The sequence below is a fragment of the Eubacterium sp. LMAG:50 genome, assembly GCF_008680265.1.
Lineage (GTDB): Bacteria > Bacillota > Clostridia > Lachnospirales > Lachnospiraceae > Eubacterium_U > Eubacterium_U album.
On record NZ_NALP01000006.1, the window covers coordinates 256,330 to 279,513 of the forward strand.

At 31.2% G+C, this 23,184-nt stretch carries 17 protein-coding genes and 3 tRNA genes; 1 reads left to right on the forward strand and 19 read right to left on the reverse strand.

Going from position 1 to position 23,184, the window contains the following annotated elements:
* From CCC31_RS03990 to CCC31_RS04020, 7 genes are all read right to left on the reverse strand, one after another.
* Positions 1 to 1,017: a hypothetical protein gene (locus tag CCC31_RS03990; RefSeq protein WP_147365036.1), complete on the reverse strand. Its 1,017-nt coding sequence runs from the start codon at positions 1,015 to 1,017 to the stop codon at positions 1 to 3.
* A 7-nt stretch (positions 1,018 to 1,024) separates the two neighbouring features.
* Positions 1,025 to 1,558: an RNA polymerase sigma factor gene (locus CCC31_RS03995; protein ID WP_290849824.1), complete on the reverse strand. Its 534-nt coding sequence runs from the start codon at positions 1,556 to 1,558 to the stop codon at positions 1,025 to 1,027.
* 198 nt (positions 1,559 to 1,756) lie between these two features.
* Entirely contained in the window at positions 1,757 to 3,229 is a 1,473-nt protein-coding gene (locus CCC31_RS04000; RefSeq protein ID WP_147585993.1) for a nicotinate phosphoribosyltransferase, read from the reverse strand.
* Between the two features lie 253 nt (positions 3,230 to 3,482).
* A complete protein-coding gene (gene ilvC, locus CCC31_RS04005) occupies positions 3,483 to 4,508 on the reverse strand; it encodes a ketol-acid reductoisomerase (RefSeq protein ID WP_290849826.1) in 1,026 nt (341 codons plus the stop codon).
* Between the two features lie 87 nt (positions 4,509 to 4,595).
* Positions 4,596 to 5,078 (reverse strand): acetolactate synthase small subunit, encoded by a 483-nt coding sequence (gene ilvN, locus CCC31_RS04010; protein WP_022089853.1) that lies wholly within the window; start codon positions 5,076 to 5,078, stop codon positions 4,596 to 4,598.
* 180 nt (positions 5,079 to 5,258) lie between these two features.
* Positions 5,259 to 9,947, reverse strand: a complete 4,689-nt coding sequence (locus CCC31_RS04015) for a leucine-rich repeat domain-containing protein (protein ID WP_022089852.1) — start codon at positions 9,945 to 9,947, stop codon at positions 5,259 to 5,261.
* Positions 9,948 to 10,123: 176 nt separating this feature from the next.
* Positions 10,124 to 12,091 carry a family 16 glycosylhydrolase gene (locus CCC31_RS04020; protein WP_290849831.1) on the reverse strand — a complete coding sequence of 656 codons (1,968 nt, stop codon included), beginning with the start codon at positions 12,089 to 12,091 and terminating at the stop codon, positions 10,124 to 10,126.
* A 261-nt stretch (positions 12,092 to 12,352) separates the two neighbouring features.
* On the opposite strand from CCC31_RS04020, the gene CCC31_RS04025 reads away from it, so the two are divergent.
* Positions 12,353 to 12,425: transfer RNA gene (locus tag CCC31_RS04025), tRNA-Thr, on the forward strand.
* A 170-nt stretch (positions 12,426 to 12,595) separates the two neighbouring features.
* On the opposite strand, the gene rlmB is transcribed toward CCC31_RS04025, so the two are convergent.
* The 12 genes from rlmB to CCC31_RS04085 form a co-directional block, all read right to left on the reverse strand.
* Complete coding sequence (rlmB, locus tag CCC31_RS04030; RefSeq protein ID WP_022089850.1) at positions 12,596 to 13,336, reverse strand: 23S rRNA (guanosine(2251)-2'-O)-methyltransferase RlmB; 741 nt, start codon at positions 13,334 to 13,336, stop codon at positions 12,596 to 12,598.
* Positions 13,337 to 13,360: 24 nt separating this feature from the next.
* Positions 13,361 to 13,813 carry a ribonuclease III domain-containing protein gene (locus CCC31_RS04035; RefSeq protein ID WP_022089849.1) on the reverse strand — a complete coding sequence of 151 codons (453 nt, stop codon included), beginning with the start codon at positions 13,811 to 13,813 and terminating at the stop codon, positions 13,361 to 13,363.
* The gene (gene cysS / locus CCC31_RS04040; protein WP_117909527.1) at positions 13,798 to 15,204 is read right to left on the reverse strand and encodes a cysteine--tRNA ligase; all 1,407 of its coding nucleotides are present in this window, start codon (positions 15,202 to 15,204) and stop codon (positions 13,798 to 13,800) included. The genes CCC31_RS04035 and cysS overlap by 16 nt, the downstream gene beginning before the upstream one ends.
* 4 nt (positions 15,205 to 15,208) lie before the next feature.
* Positions 15,209 to 15,862: a serine O-acetyltransferase gene (gene cysE, locus CCC31_RS04045; protein WP_022089847.1), complete on the reverse strand. Its 654-nt coding sequence runs from the start codon at positions 15,860 to 15,862 to the stop codon at positions 15,209 to 15,211.
* Positions 15,863 to 15,954: 92 nt separating this feature from the next.
* A complete protein-coding gene (locus tag CCC31_RS04050; protein ID WP_022089846.1) occupies positions 15,955 to 16,956 on the reverse strand; it encodes a GNAT family N-acetyltransferase in 1,002 nt (333 codons plus the stop codon).
* Positions 16,957 to 17,003: 47 nt separating this feature from the next.
* The gene (locus CCC31_RS04055) at positions 17,004 to 17,915 is read right to left on the reverse strand and encodes a phosphatidylglycerol lysyltransferase domain-containing protein (RefSeq protein ID WP_022089845.1); all 912 of its coding nucleotides are present in this window, start codon (positions 17,913 to 17,915) and stop codon (positions 17,004 to 17,006) included.
* Between the two features lie 3 nt (positions 17,916 to 17,918).
* On the reverse strand, positions 17,919 to 18,386 hold the full coding sequence (gene ispF, locus CCC31_RS04060) for a 2-C-methyl-D-erythritol 2,4-cyclodiphosphate synthase (RefSeq protein WP_022089844.1): 468 nt from the start codon (positions 18,384 to 18,386) through the stop codon (positions 17,919 to 17,921).
* Between the two features lie 274 nt (positions 18,387 to 18,660).
* Positions 18,661 to 18,734 (reverse strand) — tRNA-Met (locus CCC31_RS04065).
* A 7-nt stretch (positions 18,735 to 18,741) separates the two neighbouring features.
* Positions 18,742 to 18,814 (reverse strand) — tRNA-Val (locus CCC31_RS04070).
* A gap of 338 nt (positions 18,815 to 19,152) precedes the next feature.
* Complete coding sequence (locus tag CCC31_RS04075) at positions 19,153 to 19,809, reverse strand: DUF4340 domain-containing protein (RefSeq protein ID WP_290849837.1); 657 nt, start codon at positions 19,807 to 19,809, stop codon at positions 19,153 to 19,155.
* Positions 19,809 to 21,977: a Gldg family protein gene (locus CCC31_RS04080; protein WP_290849839.1), complete on the reverse strand. Its 2,169-nt coding sequence runs from the start codon at positions 21,975 to 21,977 to the stop codon at positions 19,809 to 19,811. Before CCC31_RS04080 ends, CCC31_RS04075 begins: the two co-directional genes overlap by 1 nt.
* Positions 21,977 to 23,029 carry an ABC transporter ATP-binding protein gene (locus CCC31_RS04085; RefSeq protein ID WP_347993420.1) on the reverse strand — a complete coding sequence of 351 codons (1,053 nt, stop codon included), beginning with the start codon at positions 23,027 to 23,029 and terminating at the stop codon, positions 21,977 to 21,979. Before CCC31_RS04085 ends, CCC31_RS04080 begins: the two co-directional genes overlap by 1 nt.
* Positions 23,030 to 23,184 lie beyond the last annotated feature (155 nt).

The window sequence follows — 23,184 nt, forward strand, 5'->3', positions numbered from 1 at the left end:
TTACTTAACTACACCTTGTTTTGTTTCGCTCTCAAGAGTTGTTTGTATTTCCTGACTTTGTGTAGTTTCAATTTCCTGTGTATTTTCTACTTCACTGGTTTCTTCTGTCGTTACTTCACTTTCATATTCAGAAGTCGTTTCCTGACTTTCTGTTTCACTTATCGTTTCTGTGATTTCTTCTTCAGTAAAAGGTTCAGAAATCTCTTCTTCAACTATTTCTGGTTCTATATTCAATATTAGCTCATCATCGTCATTTGCCACACCCTTTTTTTCAACTTCTCCTGCCAGGGTATTAATACTTTTCCTACATAGTTTATTATAATCTTCCTTTCCTGCTTCTGCCAATTTTATACACAATGCAGCTTTTCCTAGTGAAACATTATTTTTCTTTGCAACTTTTTCAACCTTTTTATCTACTTTTATATCCTGATAAATTGTTTTAAATTTCTTTCCCTTATCAATTTCGTATTTTTCAGTATTATATTGAACTGAATTTAGTACTTCTTTTCTTGTCTTTGCATTATCTGACACAACTGTTACAAGCATAGAATTCTTATTTTTTTTCAAATATCCTTCATTCGATATTTCTTTTATAATTCCATTCATTACATCTTCGCATTTAGATTTTTCATTCAATTTGTTTCTCAATTTTTTTACAATTAACTTTGCATCTTTGTTTCCTGCTACAATTTTTTCAACGCATCCTTCCTTATTAAATTGTACCGTAATACTTGGATTAACATCTACAATTATGGAAAAAGCATATTTTTCCTCCTTAAACTGCTGTTTTGGAGAAAATACCATTATAACAATCATAATACACGCCACCATAGCAGTAACAATACCACCAAATATAACTTTATTATTCTTTCTAAATAACGGCTCATCATTACCAAAAAGTTCAGACTCGTCTTTTATTTTTTCTATTTTATTTTCACAAATTTTATTAACTAAATCCGGAGCCATTGATTCAAATTTGTCATCTAAAATTTCTTTTATATCCTTTTCTTTCATCATATGCCTCCTATGCTTCAATTTTACTCTTCATTTTTTTTAATGCTCTGTTATATTTAGATAATACAGTTGATAGCGGTAATCCTGTAATTTCAGCAATTTCTCTATGTTTCATCCCCATATATATGTACATAATTACAATCGTTCTTTCTTCTTTTTTTAATGACGCAAGTGCCTGTTCTAATAAAATTCGTTGTTCACTAACATTATTTTCATTATCTGTCACATAATTCTCCACCAAATCAAAATCAACTTTTGTAATTTTTCCATATTTTCTTATGTGGTCGAGATATACATTTTTTGCGACACGACACATCCACCCCATAGGTGTACCTTGTTTTGTGTATAAATGACTTCCATTACGCACTTTTATATATGTATTTTGCAGTATATCTTCTGCATCTTCTTTGTTTCTCGTAAGCGATAATAAAAACCCATACAATTGTTTATACGATGCATAATATAATTGTGCAAAAGCTTCATTATCACCATCTGCTATTTTTGCAAATAATTCTTCATCTATTTTATTATTTTCACTTTGCATAAATATTACCTTATTATATCCCCTTTTTATTCACCCCGTAATTAGTATCATCTCATACTCTATTATCTACTAATTAAACGTGATATGTTCAATTTTTATTGCATAAATTAAATGCAAAACTGATTTTTATTGCATATAAACTAAAAAATTGAATAAAAAATAAGCAAAAAGTTTAGTTTCTATTCAACTTTTTAAGTTTTATATTTTATTTTTAGCTATTTTCTTTGTTTCGTCAATCAAAACATTTTTAAATTCCACATATTCTTCAGTTCCGTCAACATAATACTCATGTGGCATTTTTGTTCTCTTTACTTCAGGATAAATTTTTTTCATTTGTTCATTACAATACTTCTGTTTTTCTAAAATTTCCGGATCGTCATACACTAATTCACCATTTTTAAATATTGTTTTTTGTAATTTTTCTAATTTAAAATTAGTAATTGTAGTATGTTTTAATATATTGGCCGGATCAGCAATAACTATTTTATCCCTTGATACATTTTCTATTCTTCTTGCCATTATATCTGCAATTGCATATCCTGTTTCTTTATCATATGCTCTATATAATTTTTTAAAATCAGGATTGATTGTCTTTGAAACATCATTACTTAATTTTATTTTAGGAATCCAATTTCCATCTTTCTTTAATGCAACTTCTTTATATACGCATCCCATTCTTCCTTCAGGTTTAGAAATGTTATCGCCAACACCAAGACTTGAGAACTCTGCTCCCTGTATAATTAATGATTCTATTGATTCAGCTGTAAGTCCATTGCTTAAGCATATTCCTGCATCTTCTAATCCTGCATCATCAAGCATTTTTCTTGCTTTCTTAGATAAATAAGCTAAATCTCCTGAGTCAATTCTAATTCCTTTTAATCTATAACCGTTTGGAACTAAATACTCTTTTGCAACTCTTATAGCATTTGGAACGCCACTTCTTAGAGTATCAATTGTATCAACTAATAATAAGCAATTATCCGGATAAGCTTTTGCATATGCTAAAAATGCATCATACTCAGTGTCATATGACTCAATCCAACTATGTGCCTGAGTTCCCAGTCCTTTCATATTAAGCATATCCGCAGCAATATCATTACTTGTTCCATCACATCCTGCCATAATTCCATATATTGACGCATCTATTGCTGCTTCACAACCATCTGCTCTTCTAGCTCCAAATTCCATTATTGTCACATCATCAGGAGTAGCTTCTACTATTCTTCTTGCTCCTGTTGCATGTTCCATTGCTCCGTTAACCATAGATAAAATTGCAGTTTCAATTATCTGTGCTTCAATTATAGGTGCTTTTACCGTTATTATAGGCTCATTTGGAAATACAGGAGTTCCATCAGGTATTGCATATATATCACCCGAGAATTTCAAATTTTTTAAATATTCTACAAATGACTTACCATATCCTTTTCTTTCTAAATATGATAATTCCTGTTCTCCAAAACTGAAATCTTTAATGTATTCTATTACTTTATCTAATCCTGCCATAATAGCATACCCGCCATTGTTAGGCACTTTTCTAAAGAAAACATCAAATGCAGCAATCTGATTTTGCATTCCATTCTGATAATATCCGTTCGCCATTGTAAATTCATATTCATCTGTCATAAGAGTATAATTTCTTGGTAAACGTTTATATCCATTATATATTTTCATCAAACTTACCTCTGTCTTTCTTTTTGTTTTTCACTATTCCCATTTTACTTAGTCTTATTTCTTTATTATATTTGTATATCTTTTTAATTTTATTACTTGAAGTTTAAATTGTCTACCTTTTAAAATAAAAAATACCAAACTGTGGATGTTATTCGCAACCTGATTATACTCTTTGGATTACCTCATGCTAAAAAAGAGCCTAAAAAATGCGGTCAATCCTATCGAATTAACCGCATTTCATTAAAAATCAATCTTAGTTATTGATTAACTTGTCTTCTTCATTATTCCAGCTGTAAAGTTTTCTGATTTCCTGTCCAACTTTTTCTGATGGATGTTCTGAAGCTAACTTTCTCATTGCCTTGAAGTGTACCTGACGTCCTGCCGGTGACATATCAAGTAAGAATTCTTTTGCGAATGTTCCGTCCTGAATATCTCTAAGTATTTTCTTCATTGCTTTCTTTGTTTCTGCTGTAACAATCTTTGGTCCTGTTACATAATCACCATATTCTGCTGTATTTGATATTGAATATCTCATTCCTGCAAATCCTGACTGGTAAATTAAGTCTACGATAAGCTTCATTTCATGGATACATTCAAAGTATGCGTTTCTTGGATCATATCCTGCTTCGCATAATGTTTCAAATCCTGCCTGCATTAATGCACAAACACCACCGCAAAGTACTGCCTGTTCTCCGAATAAGTCTGTCTCTGTTTCTGTTCTGAATGTTGTTTCAAGAACTCCGGCTCTTGCTCCACCAATTCCTAATGCATATGCTAAAGCCATATCTAATGCCTTACCTGTTGCATCCTGTTCTACTGCTACTAAACATGGTGTTCCTTTTCCTGCCTGATATTCTGAACGTACTGTATGTCCCGGTGCCTTAGGAGCGATCATTGTAACATCTACATCCTTAGGTGGTACGATACATCCGTAATGAATGTTAAATCCGTGTGCAAACATAAGCATGTTTCCTGCTTCAAGGTTTGGTTCGATGTCTTTCTTGTACATATCAGCCTGTAATTCATCATTAATAAGAATCATGATGATGTCAGCTTTCTTTGCTGCTTCTGCTGCTGTATATACCTTAAATCCCTGTTTTTCAGCCTTAGCCCATGACTTGCTTCCTTCATATAAACCAATGATGACATCGCATCCTGATTCCTTTAAGTTTAATGCATGTGCATGTCCCTGGCTACCATAACCGATGATTGCGATTGTCTTTCCATCTAATAATGAAAGGTTACAATCTTCCTGATAATAAATTTTTGCTTCTGACATTGTTACGCCTCCGTAAATATATGTATTATTTGTTGCATAAAGCAACTAAAAACCAATCTGCTTTATCACAGATATAATTTTTGTTTATTATTTTGTTCCTCTTGCAAGACCTGTAATTCCTGTTCTTACAAGTTCTAAAATTTCGTAATCAGCTAAAAGATTCAAGAATGCATCTAATTTATTCTGATTTCCTGTTAATTCAATAATAAGTGAATCTATACCAACGTCAACAATCTTAGCTCTGAAGATATCAGCTACTGCCATAACCTGCTGTCTCTGTTCAGGTGTTGTCTTAACTTTTGTTAAAATCAATTCTCTGCACACTGAATTATTATCTTCAAGTACCTCAACCTTATTTACGTCTACAAGCTTTTCAATCTGTTTAATAATCTGTTCGATTATATCATCATCGCCTGTTACAACAATTGTCATTCTTGAATATCTAGGATCCTGTGTTACTCCAACAGTTAAGCTATCAATATTATAACCTCTTCTGCTGAACAAACCAGCTACTCTATTAAGTACACCTGATGTATTATCTACCAAAACTGATAAAACTTTTTTATTCATATTTGAGTAACTCCTTCTTTTTATTTTACTCATTTTATATTATCACATATGCATTTTTTGTCAATAATTGCACATTTACCACATATATAAAACCAGCATTCTTTTTAGTTCAACATATCATTTTTATAAACATTCTATAACAAAGTATTTATCTTTCTCTATATAAACACTTTATAAATATTATTTGATTCTTACAGCTTTTACCTTACTCCATTTTCCATACTTTTTCTGTTTTCCTGACTGAATATAAGTTCTAATTTTAAAATACACTTTTTTCTTTGATTTCAATTTCTTTTTTATAAATTTAGAAGTCGACGATTTCTTAATAAATTTTATAGTCTTATATTTTTTGCCATTCTTTGACATTTGAATCTGATATCCAGTAATTCCACTGATTTTACTCCAAGTTAAAGTTGCCTTTTTCTTTCCTCGTTTTACTTTCAATTTTATAATCTTATTAAGATTTTTAGTGTCTGAAATATCAGAAATACTATTTTTAGTTGTATCTGTGATTTTATCAGAAACATTAAATTCAATTATTTTCTCAATATAAACATTATTTTCTAATTTTACTCTAACCTTTATCGCAGCTTTTCCAGCTTTTTTCCCTGTTACATAGATAGCTTTTTCTTTATCTTTATAATCATAAGATACAAAATTCTTTCCATCGTTAACATACGAAACTTCAACACCTTTATACATTGAGTTAACTGGTTCAAAACTCAAATCAATTTTTGTTTTTTCATTAACAGTTATATTTGTATTGCCACTATAAACAATATTGGAAACTTTTTTCTTTGTTGGAGTTACAGTGACTGTTCTTGTAGTGTTATTTACAATCTCGCCACCTCTCATAGCACAACATGAAATTGTCACTTTACTATTATCATCCGGCAAGCTTATAATGGTTACATTTCCCCAATTGTCCACAGTCGCAACATTTTCATTACTTGAAGTAAATTTTAATGTATTTGTAGTAATACTTGACATGTTAGACATAATATCATCCTTAATAGATTGATTGAAAACGTTTGTAACACTTGTCAATATACAGTATGTACTATCTAATTCTATCGACTTATTCTCTAATGTTATTTTAGAAATATCTCCGTCTACCACAACTTCATATGTTACACCACACTTTTCATTTCCTATTGCAGGATAAATTGTAACTTTTGTTTTACCTGTTTTTTTGCCAACTAAGGTAAATGTCATTCTATTTGTATCAATGTTTCTTACTTCAACTATACTGTCGTCCTCTACAACCGATGTAAGCATTTTATTTGCAATATTTTCGTTAAATTCGTATTTATACTTAATTCCATTAGTATTTAACAAATCAAGTCTATTACCGGATTCAACAATATTATCATTCTGATCCTTTACTACTAATTTTAAATTATCAGATGAAACAACTACATTAAACGTCCTTACAGCTTCTCCTGCTTTTGATTTGACATTTATAACGGCTTTTCCCATACCTACAGCTTCAAGTTCACACTCAGTCACTCCATCTTTTTCTTCAACATTACAAACCTTTACAACTGACTCATCATCACTTGTGTATGATATTTTATCTTCATATCCACTTGGGACATCAAGCTGATATGACAATGTAGCTGTAATTTTTGTTTTGTCTAACAAAGTAATATCCACATTTCCTTTATTCGCAATTTCTTTGTTATTTTCATCTTTAACAGATGATATTGTTCCAGGGATTACATTATAAACATATATTGTCTTTATAATTGTTCCTGCCTTTACTACAATTTTACTTGTGCCACAGCCTGTGCCTGATGTTTTTACATCTATGTATTTTCCATCACCTGATACTGTATAACTTATAAATTCTTCTCCTGTTTCAACCTTCCATTCAATCTTATCTGTCATATCGCTATCATTTGATTCAGGTATAAAATTAGGTTTAATTCTATATGACTTTTTATTATTTGTACTATTTATATATAATGAATCATCTGCAATAATTTCCTTACACGGATTTGCCTGAACATCCACTAAATATAATCCTGAAACAGCACACGGATTAACATAATATCCACTATCCCCTTTACCAAGTATAAAAGAAATATCGCCTTCTACTGTAACTGGTACGTCATCTGCTTCATATTTTCCCTGAATTCTTGGAGCAATAATATTAACTTTTCCACTTCCCGTCCAATTTGTTGCCGAAATATTGTGAGAAAAATTCAAGTCTGCAGTTACACTCATAGGAAGTTCGTCCATTATTCCTGAGAACGAATCATTATCCTGATCATATTCCAATTTAGTATCGCCAATTTTTACTAATTTTATTTTATTCCATGTTTCCTTTTGTATAGTGTAAAACGGTAATACTACTTCCGAATTAACCCTTACAACCTGATCTTTATTAACTACTCTTACAGATAAAGAAAATTGCGGAACATATGAAATATTATCCTCTGTCATCTTTACAATACAACTATCTGATAATTCACTAAAACTGTCTCTGTATTTAACAGGTATAGTTAATACACCGTATGCAAAATTTTGATTAATTGTACAAATATCCGGTATATCAATATATTTTAAACTCACATCATTAGACATACTATTATTCTGTACATTCTCAACGGAATCACAAAATCTAACATCTTTCAAAAATTGACAGTTTGAAAATGTGCCAGACATTATGTTTTTAATTTTTCCTTCTTTATTCATAATAAAGTTTGTAAAAGGGCAATTTGCAAAAGCTCCTCCTCCAATATATTCAATTTTTGAAAGTGCGGATGCATCACACTCTGTTAATCCTCTCTTTTTTGAAACAACACCGTCAATGATTCTTGAGCAATTATTAAAAGCATTATTTCCTATTTTTACTAAATTATACGGAAGATTCAACTTACCAATATTTTCACATCCGCTGAAAGCATCTTTCTCAATTATTTCCAGACTTTCAGGTAATTTATTATTCAACTCTAAATTTTTACACTGATAAAATGCTTTAACGCCAATTTTTTTCAATGTGCTAGGAAATTCCACTTTATTTAAACCCACATACCATGTATCATTTTCACGCTTTAAGGAAGATACAGTTCTATCATCACTACCATATAAATTAGAAAAACAATTATCAAACATTCCTTCAGGAACCTCTGTCATTTCTGTAGGAAGTTTAACAGTTTTCAAATTTATGCATCCTTTAAATACATTTTTTCCAAATACAGTTCTATTATTATTCGACAAATCAATATCTTCTAATCCTGTATATGAATGTGTATATACCTTTTGCTTATTTGCTCCCGGTACACATAATACAACTTCTATATCAGAATCATATTTATTGTAACTATCTCTAAAATTTTCCTGATTAAAATATCCAATATTCAGTTCATAATACTCCTGCCCATTTCCATATGTATAATATCTATATTCAGTATCTCCCTCCTGGTAAGTTTTATGTATATCTTTCTTTGAAATATATACGCTTCTTCTTCCTTCACAAACTTCTTCTTTTTTTATTGCCCCGCAATTTTCAAATGCACTTTCACCAATCAATGTAATGCTTGATGTAAAATTAACATTATGCAAATTCGTAGCGTTTTTAAAAGCCTTACTTAATATTTCTATACCAAAATTAATATTATCCTGATTTTCTGAAGGGAAATGAACATCTGTTAAATTATAGCATTCTATAAATGCCTCACTTCCTATAGAAAGTATTGTATTTTCTTTTATTTCATGTGTATATTCCCCAAAATTAACTTTTTGTAACAAACTACATTTTTTAAAAGCTTCGAATCCTATAGTTTCAATATTATCCGGCATATTTATTTCAATAAATTTACAACCTAAAAATGCATAATCGCCAATATAAGTTAATTTATCTAATCCTTTAAATATATCAGAATCATATACACTTGTTCCCCAAAATGCTCTTTCTTCAATTCTCTCAATTGATTTAGGCAAAATAACTTTATATAATGATGAGCACCCATTAAATACATTTCCTGAAATAGTAGTCATTTTTGTATTTTTTGACAAATCAATTGAATATAATCCACTTTCACCAAACGCATTATTTCTTATATCTATAATTTGTTCCGGAATTGCTATTTTTCTTAGAGCTTTTGTTCCTCTAAAAAAGCCAGCCGGAATTGCTGTCATGGCTGCACCAAATGTAACATTTGATAATGCTGTACATCCGTCAAAAACTCCTGTTCCCAATCCATTAACAGAATCATCACTTGAGTTTTCCAAAGCTGCATTAATATAATCCGGTATCTTTATACTCTCCAATGATTCACAAACACTAAAAGCTCCATTACCAATTTTAATTAACGATTCAGGTAATGTTACATTATTTAACTTTGTACATCTGCTAAATGCATCATTATGAATTTTCTTTAAACCATCAGGTAATACAACCGTTTCAAGACTTTCGCACCTATAAAAAGCTGCTTCATCTATTTCTTCTAAATTTTCTGGTAATTTTATTGATGTAAGATTACACATCTGGAACTCATACTTATCAATCTTTTTAACTTTTGAAAGAGTGGACAAATCCATATTTTTTACAAGTCTCATATATCCTAAACCTGTAACTTCCTGAATTTGAGGATAATTGCTTAAATCCAAATCTCCCTCATATTCCTTTAATTCTTTAAAAGTCAAATCGTTTCCATTTGAAATTATGTCTTTTAAAGCATTTCTCAATTCAGTATCCGGTATAATTTCTTCATTAACCACCTTTGAATCTGAATACTTATTCTGGTCTGTTGATGCAGATACGTTTTCTTTCAACAAATTTATTCCCGAATAATCTGCCATCGTAAATACTATTACTGTTGCTAAAATTGTAGCTAAAATTCTTTTTGAAATTTTCAGCATAAAACTCCCCTTTTCAATATAAAATAAATATATAACATAAGTATTTTAGCATATTTTTCTTATTCAAACAATATATGCATTGTTTTTTATTAAAATAACTTTTACTTTTTCGCTCTAAACACCTAAAAAAGGAATTGTCACGTTACCGTAACAATTCCCTTTTATAATATATTACTTTAATTAACCATTTCAAATTTCCACAACTGGTTAGCCTGAGCTTTATAATCCCACTGCTGAACATTTCCACCATTAGATGTAGACCATCCGCCAACTTCTAATGACTTATTGCTATGCTTGTTAATGAAGAATACATATCCTCCATCAACCTGAGTAATATACCATCTTTGATTAGCTGTTTTATTATTATCCCAAATTATGGCATTACCACCATTATCCTGTGACCATCCGCCCATATCAAGAGCTTTTCCTGTTAATGCACTTTTAATAATATATGTGTAGTCATCATTGTTATAATCTAACTCCCATTCCTGAGCTATATTTCCATTTGCCTCACACTGCTGTACATTTGTACCACTTGCCTTATTTGCTCCTGCAACATCAAGACAAAGTCCACTATGTTTATTAACAATCTTATATCTTGCTTTTTCAACTTTAATAGATGATACTCTATCATTAAATGCTGTGCCTATCCATTTAGTGTCTGATGTGACAACCATTGATTCGCCACCAAAATTATCATTATCATATAATGTAACTTTGTATCCAAAAGGTACTTTAATAGATGACAAATCATCATTTTTAAATCCTTTTGCCAAAAGACTGCTTAATGTATAATTTCCAACTCCTAAAGATGCTGTATTTCCACCATAATTAATATCCTGATAAATATATACATCTCCTGATGTTGAATTTACATTTCCTGATGAACTGCTTCCTGATGAACTGCTTCCTGATGATGAACCACTTCCTGATGATGAGCCACTGCTGTTATGTGTATATGTGTATTTTGATGTATCTTTTACATATCCTGATGTATTACAATATGTAAACCAATAACTAACATTATCTCCTGATTTCAATCCATTAATAGTATATGTTGCCTTATTTCCTGATTGTGTCATTCTTACATTCTGCTGTGCACCATTATTTACTGAATAATGAATATCTGTCCATTTTGAATCATTTACATAAGCTGTAGCTGAATTGTTTCCTGACGAATTCATTCCCATTCCACTAGCTGGTGTATTTGATGTATCTGTATTTCCTGTATTTCCTGTACTTCCCGTATTACCACTATTTCCACCATTGTTTTTATCTACATTATTTGATGATGAACTATCAAATGAAGGATTGTCCTGATATACTCGAACATAATCAACTTTCATTTCCTGTGGGAATGCACTATCATCAATTGAAAATCCCGGCCAATTGCCACCTACAGCCACATTAAGCAATAAATAAAATGGCTTGTGGAATTCATCTGTATCTCCTGCATTATTTGCTATTGACATTTCATAGAATTTATTTCCATCTACAAAAAATCTAATATACTGATTATCCCACTGGAGACCGTATGTATGATACTGTGTTATATCAAAATTTCCAGTTGGTTTTCCATATTCTGCATGTCCATTTGCATTCCAATGACATGTACCATATGTTTTATTTTCTGCATTTATTGCTTCCATAATGTCTATTTCACCACACGATGGCCAACCTACACTTCCAATATTTGCTCCCAACATCCAAAATGCAGGCCAAATTCCCTGACTAGACGGAAGCGCAAGTCTTGCTTCTACATATCCATATGTAAATGTAAATTTTCCATTTGTATTAAGTCTTGCTGATGTATAATTTTTTCCACCATACGCTTCTTTTTTAGCTCTAATATGTAACGCTCCATCAGCAACATATGCATTATCTGTTCTATTGGTATAGTACTGTTGTTCATTATTTCCCCATCCATTTGAACCTGTTCCTATTTCAAATCCCCATTTTGAAGCGTCAATAGAATTCCCATTAAATTCATCACTCCATACTAACGTTGATGAAGTTGTCGCTCCCTTAACCGGTGACACATTTATTGTACTCAACGACATAGTCGCAACCATCGCAACTGATGCTAAGCCAATAATTGCTTTCTTTGCATACAAAGAAAGTATTTTCTTAGATAATTTTCTCATTAAAAAAGTCCTCCTTCAAACACATCATATAGCTCATTATAATCATTCCCCAATTTCCAATTGTATATAGTTTATCATTTTGCACAATCTTTTTCAATATTGCAATGTTTTTTTATGAATTTTGCACAATTATTTTATTTTTTTAATCGTTAACATTTCAATTAAGCAATACAATTTGTACAATCAAATAAATTACATTTACTTTTTTCTATTGTCTATTTACTATCTTTATGTTATTATCATTTAAGTTAAATTAATTAAGCCCCCGTAGCTCAGTCGGTAGAGCGCTACCTTGGTAAGGTAGAGGTCTCGGGTTCAAGTCCCGTCGGGAGCTTCTAAAAAATAAGAATCAGCATCTGATTTGCTGATTCTTATTTTTTCTATTTAATACTTAATGCTAAATTTTAATTACACTTTAAAAAAATTAAAACTATATAATCATCTTTCTATCAGAATTTCATTCATTATAGTCTTCTCTGTCTATCAAACAAAGCATTTAATATATTATAGCATTCTCTGTCTTACAATTTCATATGCTAAAACACCTGTAGCAACGCTAGCATTAAGGGAATCTATATCTCCAAACATAGGCACTGAAGCAATAAAGTCGCATTTTTCTTTTACAAGTCTACTTACTCCTTCTCCCTCATTTCCTATAACAAGACCTATAGGTCCTTTCAAATCAAGGTCATACATTCTTGTTCCACCCATGTCAGCGCATACAAACCATAATCCTTGGTCTTTAAGTTTTTCAATTGTTTTTGCTATATTAGTAACCTTTGCTACAGGAGTATAGTTTATTGCACCTGCTGAAGCCTTTGCAACTGTTGCTGTTAACCCTGCTGCTCTGTGTTTTGATATAATAACTCCATGTGCACCTGCTAAATTAGCAGTTCTTATTATCGCCCCTAAATTATGTGGGTCTTCAATATTGTCTAAAACTATAATGAAAGGCTGTTCATCTTTCTCTCTTGCCCTTTCAAGAATATCATCAACTGTAGCATAATCATATGCAGCTACATACGCTATTACTCCCTGATGTTTTCCTGTTTCAGACATTTGATCCAGACGTTCTTTTTTAACATAATTTATAATTGTATCTTTTTTCTTAGCTTCTCTGATAATTGTGTTCATCGAGCCTTCCTGACAATGCTCTAATACAAACAATTTATCGATTGTTTTTCCCGCACGGAACGCCTCAATTACAGCATTACGTCCTTCTAAAGTCAACTCGCTATATCTCATTCTATTTCCTCTTAATCTTAAAGCTTATTCCTTATCCTCTTTAATATTGTTTAATCCTTTTTTTATAAGTTCCATCATTCTTTCAGACTGCTCAGTCAAATATAAATATCCCATTACAGCCTCAAAACCTGTTGCTCTTCTGTAATCACCCATTGATGCATTCTTTGCCCTTGTTATAGCTTTAGCATTTCTTCCACGCTTATAAACACGAGCCTCATCTTCAGTCAAATCTTCATAAAGACTAAGTATCATATCTGATTGGGTTTTAGCTTTTACTAAATCTGCAGCTGCTTTATGAATTTTGTTAACCTGCCTGTTTGCTTCATCAACTATCATTGTTCTGATTACAATTTCATAAATTCCATCCCCAATGTAAGCCAATGTCAAAGGTGAATAATCAACTATATTAATTTCTTTTAATCCCATGGATTCTTTTATGCTTTTAAAAATGTCGTTATTATTTACGCTTTTGTCCATGTTGTTCCTTCTCTTGTATCTTTCAAAACAATTCCTTTAGCTGCAAGTTCTTCTCTTATAGCATCTGCTGTTGCAAAATCTTTTGCCTTCTTAGCTTCAGCTCGTTTTAAAATCCTTTCTTTAATATACTGTTCCATTTCAGAATCTACATCTGAACTTTCCTGTGTATTTTCATTTTCCAATAAATCCAAAGATAATACTTTATCAAAATCTTCAATAATGTATCTCTTTGTTGCATCATTTACATCATCTTTTAATAAGTCATAAATTAAAGTAATACCTGATGCTGTATTTAAATCGTTTCCAACTATTTCTATAAATTTCTTTTTATATTCAGCTGCCTTTGCCTCATTAACAGTTCCTTCTTTGTCTAATTTAGCAATTCTATTCTTTAATTTCTTATATCCTGCAGCAACTGAATCTAATACTTCATACGAAAATTGCAATGGTTTTCTGTAATGAGACTGTAAACAAAACATTCTGTACACAAGTGGATTATATCCTTTTTCCTCTAAAAGAGATACTGTAAGAAAATCACCTTTTGATTTACTCATTTTACCTTGCTTATCATTTAAATGATGAACATGGAACCAGTAATTACACCATTTATGTCCAATATATGCTTCACTCTGTGCAATTTCGTTCGTATGATGAGGGAAAATGTTATCAATTCCTCCGCAATGCAAATCTAAATTTTCACCTAAATGCTTCATACTTATGCATGAACATTCAATATGCCATCCCGGATATCCTACTCCCCATGGGCTATCCCATTTTAATTCCTGATCGTCAAACTTTGACTTGGTAAACCACAATACAAAATCAGTCTTGTTTCTTTTATTTTCATCAACATCAACATCATCTCTTACACCAACCATCAAGTCATCTTCATTATGGCTTGACAAAGTATAGTATTTGTCCAATTTTGATGTATCAAAGTATACATTTCCACCTGCGATATATGCATATCCTTTTTCTAACAATCCGGAAATCATTTTAATAAATTCATCTATACAATTTGTTGCCGGTTCAACTACATCAGGTCTTTTGATGTTTAATTTATTACAATCGCTAAAGAAAGCATCTGTATAAAACTTTGCAATTTCAAGAACTGTCTTATGTTCTCTTTTTGCTCCTTTAAGCATCTTATCCTCACCTGTGTCGGCATCACTTGACAAATGACCTACATCAGTAATGTTCATGACTCTTTTTACATTATATCCTTCGTATCTTAATTCTTTTTCAAGAACATCTTCCATTATGTAACTTCTTAAGTTTCCAATATGTGCATAATGATAAACTGTAGGCCCACATGTATACATTCCTACCTGTTTTTCGTCTATCGGTTTAAATATTTCTTTTTTCTTCGTCAGCGTATTGTATATTTGCATCTTATTACTCCTTAATATGATTTGCTAGTTTCATCATTATTTCTTTTAATTCGAGATTTTCTTTTTTAAGTTGTTTTATTTCCAACTGAACAGGATTTGGCATATTAACCTGATCCAAATCGAGCCTTGGCATTCTTACATTATCCTGTTTTACAATTTCACCCGGTACACCTACAACTACTGAATTCGGAGGCACTTCTTCTAAAACAACAGAACCTGCTCCAATTTTAGAATTTTCTCCAATTGTAAATGAGCCTAATACTTTAGCTCCCGCTCCAACCATTACATTATCCTGCAAAGTTGGATGTCTTTTACCTTTTTCCTTTCCTGAACCACCTAATGTAACACCCTGGTACAAAGTTACGTTATCTCCTATTATTGTTGTCTCACCAATAACAACTCCATGACCATGGTCAATAAATAATCCTTTACCAATCTGTGCTGCAGGATGAATTTCTATTCCAGTCTTTCTTGCAGCTCTTTGTGATATCATTCTTGCACGAAATACGTGTCCTTTTTCATATAACTTATGAGCTTTTCTATATTTATATATTGCCCAAAAACTTGGGTATAACAATGCTTCTAAATTTGTTTTAATTGCAGGGTCTCTATCCTTAATTACTTCCACCTGCTCTTTATAATATTGAATGAATCCCATTTTAAATCCCTCTTTTTACTTCCTTCTATAAATATCAATAACCTATATTCATAGATATCAACATAGATTATACACACTTGTAATGATAATTTCTATACATAATCATTAATAAAAAATCCGTGCTTCATACAGACTTCAGGCAATCCATCAATTAATTTATAACCAAATACATGTTGTGTCAACTGTCCAATTGTAACATGAAACTCTGCTTCTTCAGTTGTTGGCTCCATTTTTATATTTGTATGCTCATAGGAAATTTTAAATCTTCCATTATTTCCCGGAAGGACTGAATCCTCAATTTCTATCACAAACTGTCCTACTCCTCTCATTCCTATAAGTCTTAGTGTTTTTCTTAAATTTATAATTCTTGCCATGGCATATGGCTTTTTTTCATTTAGCAACCATGTCATACTTTGTGTTTCATTGTCAAGAACTTCCTCAATTGCTTCATCATCTACAACTATTCGATATCCTACAACAACCTTATTCTCAACATAAATTTCGATTCTGCCATCCTCAACTTCTAATAAATCATTCATTTTTTTAAAATAATCTCTATTTTTAGTCAAAGACACATCATACCTTTCTTCCATTGCCGACTCAGCAAAAATTGCTAATCTTGGGAAATCAGAAGGCTCTGCCTTTCTAAGAATAAGTGAATGGCTAGGTTTTTTCCTTGCTTCTTCCTTTTTCTGTAGTTCTTTATCCATTACATACTCAAAGCCTAGTTTTCTATAAATCATGGCGTTTGTCTCATCTGATGGAATCAAATATGTGAATGCCTCCATATCTTCATACATATCACTAAGAATATACTTGAATATTGATTTCATTACACCTTTTCTTCTGTATTTTTCTAATGTTGATACACCGTATATATAAAATACATTAGTTTTAAGCTTACCTGTTGTTACAGTCTTTGGTATCAAATGTACTGCACCAATAATTTCTCCGTCCTCTTCATCAACTGCAACAAAATTATTCTTAAGACAATTATTCATATAGTAATCCGTATATTCCTTACTATCTTGAAAGCATTGTTCATAAATACTTCGGATATTCAGTTTTTCGTTTTTTTCTAAATATCTAATCATGTTCCATCTCCTGATATTCAAACAATTTCTAATCGAACAATTAGAAACTATTTTTGAATTATTGTATATTTTTCAACCATATATATTGGATTATATGACAATTTTGACTTTCTTAGTCCTTCTAATCCCATATCGTCTTCTCTGTTTTCTTTTGCTGCATTTGGAAATGCTACTTTTAAGAACTCGCTACATATAAAAGTATATAAACCACGAATGTTTGGATTAGCTTTTTCCACAGGAATATAAACCATATCTTCCTGTTTGTAGTAATTTCCAATAGTAAACGCTTCTAATTTATCATCTATATAAACTGAGCCAATTTTATAATCAAATACATTTTCATGTTCTAAAAGATATTTGATTCCAATTGCTTCAAAATCTATAAATTCTTTTTCTTCTGTATGCTCTTTATGCTGTTTCCAATTTTCCAAATAATCCATTATCTCATCATGATGCGTACTATCTAACAGTTTAAATTCATATCTTCCTTCATATTCCCTACAAAATGCATTGTAATGATTCTTTTTTTTATGATATTTTCTACCACTTAATGTCTGTAATTTTTGAGCATCATATACATAATCATAATAAGTTCTATCAGGAATTACAGTATACTTATCTTCCGGCAAATTAAGAATATCAACTGCTTCTTTATCAACTACATACATAACAAGCTTCTTATTTAAAACTTCATTAAAGTATTTTTGAGTATCATAAAAGCACTCTTTTAAATCTTCGTTCCTGCAACATGGAACTGAAGAATAATATTTATTATCTTCGCTTTTTGCTACCCACATCACTCCTTTTTCATTACAAAAATATTGTGTTGGATAACAATCAGTCCACATATATAAATCCAACAAATTACTGTCTGCCGTCTCTGGCCTTCTCATTAAATAATATTTCTGTAACTTATTGTAGTCTTCAATTCTAATATCTTTTAATTCTACATCCTTCATAACTTAATTAAGCAGTGCAATCGCCTGAGATGAAATTCCCAAGCCTTCTCCTGTAAATCCTAATCCTTCCTCTGTCGTTGCTTTAATACAAACCTGATTTTCGTTTATATTTAAAGCTTTCGCTACGTTTTTTACCATCTGTTCTCTATATGGAGCAAGTTTTGGTTTTTGTGCAATAATTGTTGCATCAATATTTCCAATTGTATAATTGTTATCTTTTAACAATTTTCCTACGTGTTCTAATAATATAATACTCGATATATCTTTATATTGTTCATCATTGTCAGGAAAATGTTTTCCGATATCTCCAAGTGCAGCTGCACCAAGAAGTGCGTCCATAATAGCATGAACAACAACATCAGCATCTGAGTGACCAATCAATCCATATTCATACGGAATTGTAACTCCACCCAAAATTAATTTTCTCTCTTTTCCTAATCTATGAACATCATATCCCATTCCAATTCTCATAATCTATTTCCTTTAATAAATACAACAAATTAATTCAAATATATATTATAGCATTTTTCTATATCTCAGTCGATATACGACTTGTTAATTAAAATACTATATTTATACACTCTCTGACACATATTTTTTAGTATAACACTATTCATGTATTTTTATCTACAAAGATTACAAGTTTTGTAACAAATAATCAATGCTCAATTTTTTCTTATAAATTTCATAAACCTTCTAAATAAACGAAAAAAAAGAAGGTTTCCTTAATCAGAACCTTCTTAAGTAGCGAAGGGGGGATTCGAACCCTCGACACCACGGGTATGAACCGTGTGCTCTAGCCAACTGAGCTACTTCGCCATATAAATGGGACCTACAGGGCTCGAACCTGTGACCCCCTGCTTGTAAGGCAGGTGCTCTCCCAGCTGAGCTAAGATCCCGTTGCAATCAAACTGCTTTATTAATATAACCATTTGTGCAACTTTTGTCAACAACTTTTTTCATTTTTTTTAATTTTTTTAACTAGTAGTTTAATTTGTAGTGTAATTCACTCTTACAAGATTGAATTTACCTTTTCTATTCATCATTTTTTATTAATTAACATCAATTAAATTTAACTATCTTTATAATTTCACCCTTGCTTTATCATTATAATACCCAAAAGTTGATTTATATTTAATTATTATAAATCAACTTTTTTTGGATAATCATAAAATTATTTATTTGTTCTGTCTTCGCAGTTCCTTTTTTACATTTTTCAATAGTTTGCTATTTTTTACTAATTTGTTCTCGCTTCAGCCTCATCAGTTATTTCTTCTGTCTGTACTTCTGTGCTCTCTTGTGTCGCAGCTTCTGTTGTTGTCTCAGTTATATCTGATATATTCTTCGAAAATGCCGTTTGAATATCTGAGTCAACCAAATAAATATTATCAGCACCTTCAACCATCATATAATATTTACTTGTATCATAAGGATTTTCTTTTCCAATATACAATGTATACGTTGTGTTATCCTCGTCTGTAAGCGCTATTGTATTTGTCTCTGCAATTACATTTCCATTATCATCTATGGTAAATCCATATTGAGATACGTCGTCCTTTTTAGCAATTTTTTCATCTGCAGTTACTGACACAAGTTTTGCAAGCATATCAGTTTCAACTGAATCTTTGCTTATATTTACTGATGCATCGCTTGAATCATGCCATTTTCCATCGCTATCTTTTGTTAATGTAATCGATGTGCCATTTGTTATATAGTTAAAAGCTGTTATTTTTTCATAATCTTTTAACTCAAATGCCGTTATTGCAGTTGCCTCTTTATTTTCAGATTCTTTTTCTTCCTGATTTTTATAAAATTTACCAACGCCAAAATAGCCAATGATACATACTGCCATCAAAATAACTACTACAACAAATTGTTTTTTCTGTTTATTCATTATCTCTTTCTCCTTCTAGTCCAAATTACGATTCCCGCAACTAAAATAGCTATAGGAAGTACAACTGCAACAATTATTCCTACAAGTCTTGAAACTGATGCTGTAATTGTCAACTGAGAAGCCTGGAGGCTCTTTGAAGGAATTGACAAAGTCTCTACAGAATCATCTGTATTAATATACTCACTTAAAGCATTATTGAACATTTCAAGGTTTGCGTCTGCAACAAGTTCATTCATATTGTCATCTAACATATAAACTGAACTTAACGCCAAAATGTTGGTTTCTGTAGTTGTGCTTTCTCCATTTTCATTTTCGCTTGTTACACTCTTCTTTATTTGTGCTCCTAAATCAAATGTTCCTTCAACATCTCCATCTTCTTTAGTATATTTTTTTGCACTTTTCAAATGTGTTTTTGATACTGCTTTTGATGTTGTTGCTAAAGATGTATATGTTATTGAAGAGTCATCTTTATTTGCCTGTTGTAATCCTTTTGCATATGGAGCAATTATATAGTTATCTATTCCTGACGCAAAACTTCCTGAACCATTTGCAAATGTAAAGAACGGACCATACTGGCTTGAATAGAAGTTTATATCATTTTCAGCCACAACACCATCCACAACTTTCACTCCAAATGCTTCTAATATCGATTCAAAATTTGGTTTATCTGTCTGTGCGCTCTTGTAAGCCTCACATGCAATAATTGCTTTTCCTCCGGCATTTAAATAATCAATAACTTTCTGTGCCTCATCTTTAGAATAATCCTTTGTAGGTCCTAAAATCATTATCATTTCGCAATCATCAACTGATAAACTGTCCATACTTGCTAATTTTATTTCTTCAACATCACAATTCATTTTAGAAATTGCATCTGAAAACTTCGAGCCCATTCCAATTTCATCATGTCCTGTTATCTGATAAACAACCGGATTCTTATCTGATAACACATATGATATAGCACTGTCTAACTGACCTTCACAGTCATATCCTGTGTAAGATGTGGAGCCTGTAGTGTAATATGAACTTGTATCTGCTTCATAAATGTTATTGTAATCTACAACCTTTGACTTATTTGTCTTTTTATTTACAACAATTAAACTATTTGATGTAGGTGCTGAATCTGTATAATCTGCGTAAAAATAAGGATTTAATTTTGTATCTTTATATTCAACACTTATATGCTTTGAGCTATTTTCGTAATTTTTTAATGTTTTCTTTATTGTATCATCACTGCCATCTTTAGCTGCCATAACATAGATAACAACGTCATCATTTATTTTCTTTAGCATTTTCTTTGTATCATCTGTTATCGAATACAACTTAGACGCTGTCATGTCTATGCTTGCCCATAAAGATTTATCTGTAACCTTACCTGCAACTAGATTTACAAATACTGCTACTACGATTGCTATAGCGATAAATCCTGTGCTAAATACACCGGTTGAAATAGTTGCCTTAGATACGTTCCATCTTCTTTTTTGTATTGACTGACAAGTGAGGAATAGGAACAAAACAATAATTGTCAGATAATAAACTACTCCTGAAAGAGAAATTACACCACTCATAAATTCATCTACAGGTGACAACAAATCAAATGCGCCAAGTATTTTTGTAAGTGCATTTCCTGAAGATGAAATCATATTTTCTAAGGAATTCATCATGTAACCCATAAATAAAATTACTATGCTTAAAATGGCCGATATAACCTGACTTTCCGTTATGGATGAAATAAATACACCTATTGCAATAAATGCACAGCCATATAAAAATAATCCTAATATATTTGTGTATGCCAATCTAAATGACACTTCGCCAAATCTGGATAAAATAAGTGGATATACACACATTATTAAAACAGGTATCAAATATATTGTAACCAACGCCAAAAACTTACCTACAACTGTTTTTCCAACTGAAATAGGAGATGTCAAAATCAACTGGTCCGTTTTAAGTCTTCGTTCATCTGCAACAATTTTCATTGTAAGAATTGGTATTGTAAATACTAAAATTAATAATGCATTATATGCAGCATACATTTGTGTATAGCCATATGTAAGATTATAATAGATAAAGAATATACCTGCTATAAATGTTGTAACTGCTATAAACATGCAGGCAATTACTGAAGTAAAATATGATTTAAGTTCCTTTTCATATATTGCTAGCATTATTTTTCTACCTCCTGCACTTCTTTTTCTTCATTTTTTAAATTATCTGCTAAGTTTTTATCATCCAATTTTTCTGAATTTTTCTTTTTAAACTTAAGACCTTTTTTCTTTGGCTGTGCCTTATATTCAGTCGTAAGTTCAATAAATAAATCTTCAAGAGATTTAGTCTTAAACTTAAGTTCTAATAACGGCAATCTCTTTTCTGCCAAAGCAAAGAACAATCCTTCCCTTATGTCAATTTCTCGTGAAGTAACAATTTGAATTTTACATTTTTCGTCATCCATAACTTCGATTGAATGTTTGCATCCAAATTCATCAAGTATGGTTTCTATTTCTTTCACATCTCCTTTAATAATAGCCTCAATTCTGTTTTCTCCTGCAAGTTCTTCAATTAATTCTTCTTCCCTACCTGAAGCCACAAGTTTGCCCTGAGAAATAATAAATATATTCTCACATACTTCACTTATTTCAGTCAAAATATGCGAGCTCAAAATTACAGTATGCTCTTTTCCTAAATTTCTAATCAAATCTCTAATTTCTATTATCTGTTTTGGATCAAGACCTACTGTTGGCTCGTCTAAAATAATAAGGTCAGGCATTCCCATAATTGCCTGCGCAATTCCTACTCTTTGCTTATATCCTTTTGACAAATTCCTAATAAGTCGTTCTCTAACTTCTGTCGTTCTTGTCATTTCCAAAGACTGTTCTATGCAAGCCTTTCTTTCTTCCTTCTTTATTTTCTTTATCTTAGATACAAATTCCAAGTATTCATATACAGTCATATCCTGATAAAGGGGTGGAATCTCCGGCAAATAGCCAACATTCTTTTTTGCCTCTTCAGGTTCCTTAAAAATGTCATAGCCATTAATCTTAACTGTTCCTGATGTTGCTCCTATATATCCTGTTAATATGTTCATTGTTGTAGATTTTCCTGCACCATTTGGTCCTAAAAATCCATAGACACCTTTTGAATCAATATTAAGACTTAAATCATTAACTGCAACGTTATCTCCATATTTTTTTACAAGATTGTTTATCTCTACAATACTCATGTCTTTCCTCCTACTATTTTATTGCATTGTATCGTTACAATAACTTTCTTGTATATTCTATGTTTCAATTGTGACGTTATTTCGTTCAAATTGTGATTCTTTTGTGAAAATAAAAAAGCAGTGAGAATAACTCACTGCTTTTTTATAAGTATTAA